The sequence below is a fragment of the Spirulina sp. CCNP1310 genome (assembly GCF_034932185.1).
Classification (GTDB): Bacteria; Cyanobacteriota; Cyanobacteriia; order Cyanobacteriales; family Spirulinaceae; genus Spirulina.
This window is the reverse complement of the sequence record NZ_JAYGHW010000073.1, coordinates 1-11,382: the sequence shown is the minus strand read 5'-3', so window position 1 is coordinate 11,382 and position 11,382 is coordinate 1. Positions and strand designations below refer to the sequence as shown.

Below are 11,382 nucleotides of genomic sequence, written 5' to 3'. Positions count from 1 at the left end.
CGCTCGCCAAACCTGGTCATCCCATCACAATCCCGCTGTCTAGGGGGAGGGCGAAAAATTTTTGTGCCTCCGGCAGGCTTACGCCAACGCCCCTACAGCCTGTCGGGTTTAACTCAATGGAGAGAATAGGAATGGGCAACAGACAGATCGCACTTTCCCCTTCATCCTTCATCCTTCATCCTTCCATTCACCCCCGCCGCCCCCGTAGCCAGTAGGTATTCATCAACCCCCGACCCTTGACTAAGATTTCCCCCCGATTTTCGAGGAAAAATTGCTCATGAATTAACTGATAGGTGGCCTCGGTGACTTGGATCATGTCTGCAATCCCTTGGGCCTCCATCCGTGAAGCCACATTGACGGTATCGCCCCACAGGTCATAGATGAATTTCTTAATGCCAATCACACCGCCCACCGCTGGCCCGGTGTGGATGCCCATCCGGAGGCGATAGGGTTGGCCGTCGCTCTGGCGGAATTGGGTCATGGCTAACTGCATATCTAGGGCCATATCTGCCATGGCTGGGGCATGGTTAGCGGTTGTTGCCGTAATCCCCCCCGCTACCATGTAGGCATCCCCGATGGTTTTAATTTTCTCCAGGTTGTACCATTCCGCCAATTGATCAAAGGCGGAAAAGATATCATTTAACTGCTCCACTAACTCCGTCGGGGAAATTTGCGCCGATAACGAGGTGAAGTCAACAATATCGGCAAAGAGGATCGTGACTTGATCATAACGTTCGGCGATCGCCCGCTCTTCCCTTTTCAGCCGCTCGGCGATCGCCTTTGGCAAAACATTCAATAACAACGCCTCCGACCGCTGCTGTTCCAACTGCAAGGCATCTTCAGCGGCCTTCTGCTTGGTGATATCCGCCACTGTCCCCTCGTAATACAGAGGTTGACCCTCATGATCACAGACCAATCGGGCATTTTCCGAAGTCCAAATCAGCGAGCCATCCTTGCGGCGCACCTGAGCCTTAAACCCCGTCATGACCCCATTGCGCTCCAACTGCTCCCGGAACTGTTGCCGTAGCCCCTGCTCCACATAAACCTGCTCATCAATATTTTGAATCCGGGCGGCCATCTCTGCAAAAGAATCATAGCCATACATTCTGACTAAAGCTGGATTTGCACTGATATAACGACCATCGGTGGTGGTTTGGAAAATCCCCTCCGCTGCATTTTCAAAAATACTGCGATATTTCGCCTCTGCTTTAGAGAGTGCATCTAACACCTTGCGTCGCTCCGTAATATTCCGCGCCACCCACATCACACAGCGATCGGGCAGGGGGGAAATCGTGGCCGCAAACCAAACGTCTTCACCGTTAACCGGCAAACTATATTCCAGATTAATAATCTGATCTTCTTCTAATGCCCGCTGAATATGTTCAAGAAACAGCGCCGCTTGCTCCGAGGGTAAGATCTCCTGAATGGAACGGCCGAGTAACTCCTCTTCCGGGGTGTAGAGCAGTTCAGAATTGGTGCTGACGATCTTTTCATAGCGGCCCTCATGGTTAAAGACGGTGATAATATCCGTCATCGCCGCAAACAACGCCCGCAACTCCGCCTCAGAGGTGCGTAATGCCGATTCAATCCTTTCCCGCTGACCAATTTCCATGATCAACTGCATATTTAATTGTTGTAATTCAGCGGTGCGCTGTTGGACGCGACTTTCTAACTCTTCATTGAGTTCTAATAGCGTCATTTCCGCCTGTTTACGGTCGGTGATATCCTCCACCGTCCCCTCGTAATAGAGGATTGTGCCGTCATCATCGTAGACAGCGCGGGCATTTTCGGAAATCCAGCGAATGGCGCGATCGCGCCGCCGAATCTGCGCCTCAAACCCGACAATTTTACCGTCCCGCGTCAGAGCCTCAACAAAAACCTGTCGCTGTTTGGGGTCAACGTAGAGATCCGCCTCCACATTGGTTAACTGATTAACCAAATCCTCGGGGCTATTGTAGCCGTAGATACGAGCCAAAGCAGGGTTAGCACTGAGATAACGGCCCTCCGGTGTGGTTTGAAAAATCCCCTCGACGGCATTTTCAAAAATCATCCGGTACTTTTCTTCGGCCCGTTGCAACGCCTTCAGGGCCTGCTGTCGCTCCGTAACATCTACACCCACCGCAAAGGCCGCCTTGCCATCGTCGTACTTCTGGGAAGCAATCAAATAGTTGCGCGGCTCTCCTTTAACGATCGCCTCCACTTCCCGGAAATCATCCTGGGCGGGAGATGCGAAAAACTCTTTTACAAAGGTATTGAAATCACTGCTGGCCTGGAGGAAACCAATATCTTGGCCGACAAACTCCTCTGGTTCGCGGTTGAATGTGCGGGCGAGTTGACGGTTTACGCCCATATAGCGCAGATCAGCGCCAATCCAAGAAACGATCCCCGGCACAGCTTCGAGCACTGCTTGCAGTTGATCCTTGGAGCGGGCTAAATCTTCAATGGCCCGTTGGCGTTCCGTCACATCAATGCCGACGGTAAAGGCTGCTTGGCCGTTGTCGTATTTCTGGGCAGCAATCAAATAATTGCGGGTTTCCCCTTCAACAATGGCCTCCACTTCCCGGAAATCATCCTGAGCAGGAGAAGCAAAAAACTCTCGTACAAAAGTATTAAAATCACTGCTGGCTTGCAGGAAACCAATGGGTTGGCCCACGAAATCAGCGGGAGCGAGGCCAAAGGTGCGGGCTAAGTGGCGGTTCACGCCCATGTAATGGAGATCGGCACTGATCCAAGAGACAATCCCCGGCACGGCTTCGAGCACCGCTTGCAGTTGCTCCTTCGAGCGGGCTAACCCACTTTCCGCCTCAATGCGTTCGGTGATGTCAATGCCAACACTGAACGCACCCCGCCCCTGATCATACTTCTGCATGACAATCAGGTAATGGCGTTGGCGACCTTCGACCTGAGCGACAATTTCTTGAAAATCTTCGGTGCGATCGCTCTCGAAAAAGTCCCGCACAAACCCCATAAATTCATCACTGGCATTGAGGAAACCAATCCCCTTGCCGACAAATTCCTGGGGTTCGAGGCCAAACATCGCCGCTAAATGGCGGTTCACGCCCAAATAGCGCAGATCGGCACTAATCCAGGAGACAATCCCCGGCACAGCATCAAGCACCGCTTGCAGTGCCGTTTCTGCCTGTTGCCGCTCGACAATTTCCCCCACCAATTGATCATTAGCAGCAATTAGGGCTTTGGTGCGTTCGGCAAACTGTTGACGCAATTCATCGAGGGAAGCCCGCCGCTCCAATTCCATGAGCTTCTGCTCGGTGATATCGCGAATCACCCAAATCACCTGCTCGCGATCCACAATCGGGGCAAAATCAATGGCAAACCAGCGACCGCCTTCGGTTTCTTGGTATTCGTATTGTTGGCGGGACTGGTTACGGCAGGCTGCTTGGAGGTGTTCGTGGAGGTGGGGGAGAATCTCAACGGGGAAGATGGTGATAATGCCTTGGCCAATGCGATCGCCATTGATATGCAAAGGGCCACGGGTGGGCAAAATGCGCAAAATACAGCCATAGATATCGGTAATCAATACCGTTTCCGTCAGAGCCGTAAACAGCGTCCGTAACTCCAAACCATAGTCCCGGAGCGTATCCTGGAGCCGTTGGCGGTGGAGACGCTCTTGGGTGATTTGCGTGAGCAGGGGGCTGTTTTCCGTTGCCTCATTGGCCAGGTGTTGACCCGGTAAGGGCGAGATCGGTTGAGTCGCTTGCCAGAGGGTTTCCAGTTCTCCTGTGGCGGTGCAGCGGGCGATCGCCCCTCCCCAACTGAGATGATGATTGGGGTGAATTTGGAGCAAACCTTGGGGGCCAGTGAAGCTTTGGCCATAGGCTGCGGTACGCACCGCATCGGGGTCAAAGGATTGGGCCAATGCTACGGCTTGGGCCCAAAGGAACACCTGTGTATAGGCGGTGGCCGCCGCTGTGCCGGGGGCAATTTCTAAGGGCCAATCCCGGCGGAAGGCTTGATTTTCTGGGGTAGAGCCTTCGGGGTTGTAGTGGGTGGCGAGGAGGTGGCCGGCGGCAAGGGGGTAGTCTTCCCGGGTGAGGTGGAGGAAGAGGATCGGGAAGGTGGTGGCGGTGTGGCCGGCTTGGGTGATGGCCGCTAAAAGAGCAGCTTGCCCAAGGATGCGGGTGTCAATCAGCCGATCCGCTGCGGTCTCCGTGACGGCGGCCATCAGCCGGTTGTAATTCTGCTTGATCTCCATTTCGCCAACAATTTCGATGCCTAGGGCGGCCAAATCACGGCTCAAAAGCTCGCGCAGTTGTTGGGATTTTTCCGCTGGCGACCCCAATAGGAAAACCCGTTGGGGGGGCTGTTGCCGATACCAATCCACCACCAATTGAACGGTTTGGTTCAGGCAGGGGCCGGTATAAAAAACCTGGGGATTGGGAGTGAATTGGGCCGGGGTCAGGGGTTCCCACAGGAGGGTTTTGCCTAGGGCGGTTGTGTTGGGCCCGTGACTTTGGCTCCATCCGAAAATTGTGGCGCAATCTCTTCCCGGTTCTAATTGGGCCTGAAGGGTTCGGCCGCAGAGGCCGCCTTGGGCGTTGAGATGGGCGATCGCCAATTCCGTGGCCGCCGTCAGCGCCGCCGTTAGTTTACAATCCAAATCTCCCCAGCCGTAGCCAATGCCGACGGCAACCGGATCAGCGGTGGGGGCGGCCGTGGCCCTAGGTGTAGGGATGGTCATATCACTGTGATCCTGGATGGGAGGAACGGGGAGCCTGGAGCAGGGAATTGGAAATTCCGGGGGGTGGTAGTTGCTGAATTCAAAGCCTGACATGGTGATCTAACGACAGGATGGGGTGGATGCTGAAAAACCCTGTACTGTAGATACAACCGTTAACAATCGGCTTCGGGATAGTCTGATCATTGATCTGGGCGACCAAATGCCTCGGCCCGATGCGGCAAAATCTTTATGTCATCATAGCTTAACTCTTTTTAATTCTCCCAAGGAAAATCACGACTTGGGAGAGGGGCGCAGAACAGGTTCAGCCTGTCCCTTAAACTGAAGGGTAGCTCCCTACCCCTCTACTCCTATGTCTGACGTTAAACCCCGTGATGTTCAAGTTCTCCCCATTGCGCTGCAAACCTTAGTGGTGCGATCGCGCACTTGGGATCGCCTTAAGTTTGAAATTGAATATGCTTTACGCAAGGGAACGACGGCTAATAGTTATTGGATCGAGGGCGATCGCACCGCTTTACTTGATCCCCCTGGGGAATCCTTTAGTGAAATTTTCCTTGCTGCTGTCACCGCCCGCTGGAATTTAAAAAATTTGGATTATGTGATTCTGGGGCATATCAACCCCAACCGGGCGAAAACTCTTGAGAAAATTCTGACGATTAATCCCCAAGTCACTGTTGTTTGCTCGAATCCGGCGGCGATCGCCCTGGCGAAAATTCTCCCAGAACTCTCGATCAATTGCCGGGTAATTAAAAACGAAGAAACCCTCGATTTGGGCCAGGGCCATGTTTTACAATTCATCCCCACCCCTAGCCCCCGCTGGTCGGATCACCTCTGCACCTACGATCCCGCCACGCGCATCCTCTACACCGATAAGCTCTTTGGGGCGCACGTTTGCGGCGACCAAACCTTTGATGAGGGTTGGCAGGTCTACAGCGAAGATCGTCGTTACTATTTCGATTGTCTGATGGCTCCCCATGCCAATCAGATCACGACGGCTTTAGAAAAACTCGCCCCCTACGATGCCCCTCTCTACGCTCCGGGCCATGGCCCCCTAATCCGCTACGGCTTAACGGAATTGGTGCAGTCCTATCACACCTGGTTAACGGAGCAGAAAAATAAGGCGAACCGGGTGGCGTTGATCTATGCTTCCGCCTATGGGAATACGGCGACGGTGGCCCAGGCGATCGCCCGTGGCATCACGAAAGCCGGGGTTGCGGTGGAGGCGATTAACTGCGAATTCACCGATGCAGAAACGATTAAGAAAGCGGTGGAAAATGCGGGGGGGTTCATTATGGGTTCCCCCACATTGGGGGGCCATGCCCCCACTCAGGTACAAACCGCCTTGGGGATCGTGTTAGCCACGGCGGATCAGACGAAGTTGGCGGGGGTGTTCGGCTCCTACGGTTGGAGTGGTGAGGCCATTGATCTCTTGGAGCAAAAATTCCGGGATGGGGGCTATCGCTTTGGCTTTGAGCCGATCCGGGTCAAGTTCACGCCCACGGATCAAATCATTAAATATTGTGAAGAAGCGGGGACGGATTTCGCCCAAACCCTGAAGCGGCAAGCGAAGCAGCGGCAACCAAAAGGCTCTGTGACCGATTCCCAAGCGGCGCGGCTGGAGCAGGCGGTGGGGCGGCTGGTGGGGTCGCTTTGTGTGGTGACGGTGGCGCGGGAGGAGGTGAATAGTGCGATGTTGGCTTCTTGGGTGTCGCAAGCTTCGTTTTCGCCCCCCGGTTTAACGATCGCCGTAGCCAAGGAGCGGGCCATTGAGAATTTCACCCATGGGGGCGATCGCTTTGTCCTCAATATTTTGCCGGAGGGCAACCCGCTGTATAAGCAATTTATTAAAAACTATGCCCCTGGGGAAGATCGCTTTGCGGACATTCCCACAGAACCCGGTCAAGGTGGGTTAATCTTAACCGAGGCTTTGGCCTATTTAGAATGTCGGGTGGAGAAGCGGCTGGAATGTGGGGATCATTGGTTGATTTATGCGATCGCCGATACGGGGAAAGTCCTCAATGAAACCGGCCTCACCGCTGTCCACCACCGCAAAACCGGCAGTTACTATTAACTGAACACAATGCCCATGATCCCCCCGGCTACGCCGGCCCCCTTAATAAGGGGGCTAAAAGACAAAACCCCCCTTTTTAAGGGGGGCAGGGGGGATCCCGATTCTCCTTAATGCCCATGATCCCCCCGGCTACGCCGGCCCCCTTAAAAAGGGGGCTAAAAGACAAAACCCCCCTTTTTAAGGGGGGCAGGGGGGATCCCGATTCTCCTTAATGCCCATGATCCCCCCGGCTACGCCGGCCCCCTTAATAAGGGGGCTAAAAGACAAAACCCCCCTTTTTAAGGGGGGCAGGGGGGATCCCGCTCCACTGAAGAAACTGCTATGAACGCCGCTACCCCCAATCCGCCCCTTGCTTTCACCTGTTCCCGCCAGTTCATCCCCTGGCTGGCTCAGGAAAGACTCAGTTTCGCCTTTACCACCTACCAAACCAATCGGCTGTTTTTCCTCGGACTGAAGCCGGATCAAACGCTGTCGATTTTTGAGCGGCTATTCGATCGCCCCATGGGGTTACACGCCACACCGGAGCGGCTCTATTTGGGCTGTCGTTATCAGCTTTGGCAGTTGGACAATGCCCTAGAGCCGGGGGAGGATTACAACGGCTACGATAAGCTCTATGTGCCACGGGTGGCCTATACGACGGGGGATCTGGATGTTCATGATGTGGGGCTGACGCGGAATCAGCGGGTGATTTTTGTGAATACGCTCTACAGTTGTCTGGGGACGGTGAGCAACCATTACAGTTTTGTCCCGTTGTGGCAACCGGCGTTTATTTCTAAGCTGGCTCCGGAGGATCGTTGTCATCTCAATGGGGTGGCGTTTGATCAGGGACAGCCCAATTATGTGACGGCGGTGAGTCGTTCTGATGTGGCGGCGGGGTGGCGGCAGGAGCGGCATAAGGGGGGGTGTGTGATTGAGGTGAAGACGCGGGAGGTGATTTTGGGGGATCTCTCCATGCCCCATTCCCCCCGGTGGTATCGCGATCGCCTCTGGGTGTTGAATTCGGGGACGGGGGAGTTTGGCTATGTGGATCCGATTTGGCATAAATTTGAGGCGATCGCCTTTTGTCCGGGATATTTGCGCGGTTTGGCGTTTTACAAACAGTGGGCGATCGTGGGAGTATCGAAGCCAAGGGGCGAGCATACGTTTTCGGGTCTGCCCCTCGATGACCAGTTAGCGGCAAAAAATACCCAAGCCATTTGTGGGTTGATGGTTATTGACCTCAAAACGGGCAACATAGATCATTGGGTACAATTGGAGGGAATTATCACGGAGCTATACGATGTCCAAGTCCTCCCCGGCGTGATCCGCCCCATGGCTCTAGGGTTCATGAACGACGAAATCTGCAAGTTCGTCACCATCGGCCCCACCCCTCAAGGCAAATCCTAACCCCCCGAACCTTAAAATCTCTGCCAGGAGCTACGCATTCCTCCATCCACCTGTTATTTTTTAGATAAAGAATTTCCCCCACACCCTGATCCATTGCCCAGCCGTTCACCCCCGCTCTAGCCATGACTCAAGTATCGCGAATTCCCCAAACACCAGATCCAATTATTCTTCAAGATGCTGCTCAAGGTATTGACATCAGCAACATTGTCAATGTTACTTTTGTTGATTTATTAGAGCCTGGCAGACTTGATGCAGTCGTTGGTAATCAATCGGGGACACTCCATTACTTCCGCAATACAAGCACACCAGGGAATGTCAGCTTCGAGCATATTCCAGCGGACACGAGTCCCTTTCGTGAATTGACATTCAGGTTGAATAAAACGTCACTAGTTGGTGGTCAGATCATAAGGACAAACATTGGAGTTGCAGCCGATTTTGTTGACTTTAATGGGGATGATTTACCAGATCTGATAGTCGGTGATGGCAATGGTGATATTCATTACTTTGAGAATCTAGGTGATGGTAAGCCATTTGAACAAACGCCAACAAGATCAACATTTAGAGATCTAGGTGATGGTGGCGTTGGCGGGGATGATGATCTTTTTCTTAATCCAGTAGTTGAAGGGGATGACGTTTTTGGCATTCTTCCAGTTCCTCGCTTTCCTGAGAGTGGTTATGCGGTTCCTCGGTTCGTAGAAATTGAAGGAGATGGTGGGTATCATCTCTTTGTTGGTCACTACAATAGGATCGATTATTACACTGGCGAACGTGACGCAAATGGTCAACTTCAATTCACCAAAGTTGACGATAATCTCAATCCTTTTAGGGATGTAGAATTTCCAGACGTAAATGGAGGGACTAATCGACTTGTTCCTACTTTTGCTAATATTGATGGAGATACAGTTTTTGATGCCCTTGTAGGTCAGCAAGATGGGACTATCCGCTTTTTTAAAAATATAGGTAGCAACGAAGTCCCATTGTTTGAAGAGAGGTTCGGTTTGGAGAACCCCTTTGACGGTTTTCGCGTTGAGAGCAGTGTTAATAACCGCTCTGCTGCTCCCTACTTAGTGGACATTGATGGTAAAGTGGACATTGATGGTAACAGGATGCCTGAGGTCTTTGTTGGTGGCAGTGGCATTAATTCTATTCCGTTCTTTGGGTTAGAGCGACCGCCCACTCCAGAAGCACCGATAGGGCCTTTAGTTTTTAACGGGAACCAATTTGTATTTGGGTTTACAGGGGCAAAAAATACGGGTAATAATTTGGAGTTTTCCATTAGTGGTAAACCTGCCAGTCAGATTGCCAATATTAAAATAGTTGTTGGTGGAAACTCAGAAAAGCTGTTTTCCATTTTACCCGGTGGTTTTATCCCCAATGGCTTTCCCCCTCCTGGTAAAGTTATCGTTGATTTTGCTGCTTCCAAGTTCACAACTGGCTCCACGTTCACGATTTCCGTTGAACTTTTTGGGGAACAGGGGACTACCGTCGTCAACTTCGATAGTATTAGCGGTGGATCAGGGGTATACCAATTGAGATCCACCCGTCCTGAATTGGGCGACTTAACGATCACCTTGAGCCAAACTGGACCAATCCCTAATAATGGCTTGGGGGTTGGGGTGGCTCAAAGCCAGGGTTTAGCGGTGTTTGAACTGGAAAAAGAAGCGAGCGGTAGTTTCAAGGTCTATCGCGAAGCCAGCTTTACAAATCAGATCGGCCTCTATCGCGTGACTGATGCCTTAACGGGGGCAATTGGTTCCCTGCTCCCCGGTAGTGCAGGCTATGCCCAAGCCGCTGTTCGCAGCGCTCAAAGCCTTGGCTTTGGTCTCTCGGTAGCTAATCAATCTGTCGGGGATGGGAGGGTTACTTTGGAGGCTGGTAAATACGCCCCCTTTATCATCGTTAACGGCACATTTGACAGCTTCTTAAGTAGCAATCCTGATAACGCATCCGGTGGCATTCAAGCCTACTTCCCCTTCCTAAATGCCAACCCCGATGGCCAGGTTCATGCCATGGTTTTAGGGAATAATACCTTCGGGTTTGAAGACCTCTTTGGGGGCGGTGATTTTGACTATAACGATTTGATTGTTCAGGTGGATTTCGCCTAGTGAATGAACAAGGCTTAAAAACCTTGTGGACAGAATTGGGGGGAGGGGAACCTTGCCCCCAATTTTGCTGTTTTGATTGCGTCGATTCTACCAATCGCCTCGCCTGGGAAGCCCCCACATTGCCCACTGCGATTATTGCTCAACAACAAACCGCTGGCCGCGGCCAATGGGGCCGCACTTGGCAATCTCCCATCGGGGGATTGTATTTATCCTTGGCGATCCCGCCGCCGGATCTGCCCCCCCTGATCGTGACGTTGGTGGCGGGGTGGGCGATCGCCTCCACCCTGCGCGATCGCCACCTCCCCATCACCCTCAAATGGCCCAACGATTTACTCTTGGAAGGACGCAAACTAGGGGGAATCAAAACCGAACAACGCAGCGGCACAAACCGCCTCGTCATCGGCATCGGCATCAACTGGAGCAACCCCGTTCCCCCTGGGGGAATTAATGTGCAATCCGCGCAAACGTACCCATCGCACCCCAACCATATCCTCCCCAGCCTTGAACACTTAGCCACCCTCGTTGTGATCGCCATCCAACAAGGACTAATCCAATGGCCTACCCCCCAGATCCCCCAATTCCTTCCCCAATACTGGGAACTTTTAGAAAGTCGCCATCGATCTGTAACCCTGGCCGGCGCAACCGGAGAGATCATCGGCATTACCCCCACAGGTGAACTGCGCGTGCGCCTGCGGGGCCAAGGCACACAAACAGAATTGATCTGCCCCCCCGGAGCCGTCACCGTCAGTTATCCCGATTTATCCCCTCAAGAATCGCCATAGTGGTTCAGCGATCGCTTAAAATGTCAAGAATTGTTGCCAAGCCCAGTCATCGTCTGTTCTTTGAAGTGAAGGAGAAAAAAGCCATGCGCCCCAACCCCCGTCCCCTCTACGGATTAATCCGCAATTCCCTGCTGCTGCGGAGCGTGACGTGGTTGAGTGGCTTAAGCTTACTCAGCAGTGGGTTGGCTTGGTCGCAAACCGATGCCTTTGTGGACACATTGGGGAGTACCCCCGCCCCCGTCGCCCAAACGCCGCCCCCCGCTCCCACCCCCGCCCCTAGCAGCAATCAAGTTCTTAAACCCCCCAAGGTTGAAGTTGCGCCCCCACCTCCCCCCGTCGCAA

6 protein-coding genes and 1 pseudogene are annotated in these 11,382 nt (G+C 53.1%); 5 read left to right on the top strand and 2 right to left on the bottom strand.

The window, feature by feature from the left end:
- Positions 1-16: 16 nt before the first annotated feature.
- On the bottom strand, positions 17-172 hold the full coding sequence (locus VB712_RS13240; protein ID WP_323255449.1) for a hypothetical protein: 156 nt from the start codon (positions 170-172) through the stop codon (positions 17-19).
- A gap of 15 nt (positions 173-187) precedes the next feature.
- Positions 188-4,699: a PAS domain S-box protein gene (locus tag VB712_RS13235; protein WP_323255447.1), complete on the bottom strand. Its 4,512-nt coding sequence runs from the start codon at positions 4,697-4,699 to the stop codon at positions 188-190.
- A 349-nt stretch (positions 4,700-5,048) separates the two neighbouring features.
- Between VB712_RS13235 and VB712_RS13230 the strand changes: the two genes are divergently transcribed.
- The 5 genes and pseudogenes from VB712_RS13230 to VB712_RS13210 all read left to right on the top strand — a co-directional run.
- A complete protein-coding gene (locus tag VB712_RS13230; protein ID WP_323255445.1) occupies positions 5,049-6,767 on the top strand; it encodes a diflavin flavoprotein in 1,719 nt (572 codons plus the stop codon).
- Positions 6,768-7,088: 321 nt separating this feature from the next.
- Positions 7,089-8,153, top strand: coding sequence for a TIGR03032 family protein (locus tag VB712_RS13225; protein ID WP_323255443.1), 1,065 nt, complete (start codon positions 7,089-7,091; stop codon positions 8,151-8,153).
- 122 nt (positions 8,154-8,275) lie between these two features.
- Entirely contained in the window at positions 8,276-10,258 is a 1,983-nt protein-coding gene (locus VB712_RS13220) for a DUF4114 domain-containing protein (RefSeq protein ID WP_323255441.1), read from the top strand.
- The gene (locus VB712_RS13215; protein ID WP_323255439.1) at positions 10,258-11,040 is read left to right on the top strand and encodes a biotin--[acetyl-CoA-carboxylase] ligase; all 783 of its coding nucleotides are present in this window, start codon (positions 10,258-10,260) and stop codon (positions 11,038-11,040) included. The genes VB712_RS13220 and VB712_RS13215 overlap by 1 nt, the downstream gene beginning before the upstream one ends.
- Positions 11,041-11,060: 20 nt before the next feature.
- Positions 11,061-11,382, top strand: a pseudogene (locus tag VB712_RS13210) (hypothetical protein); the annotation flags it as partial.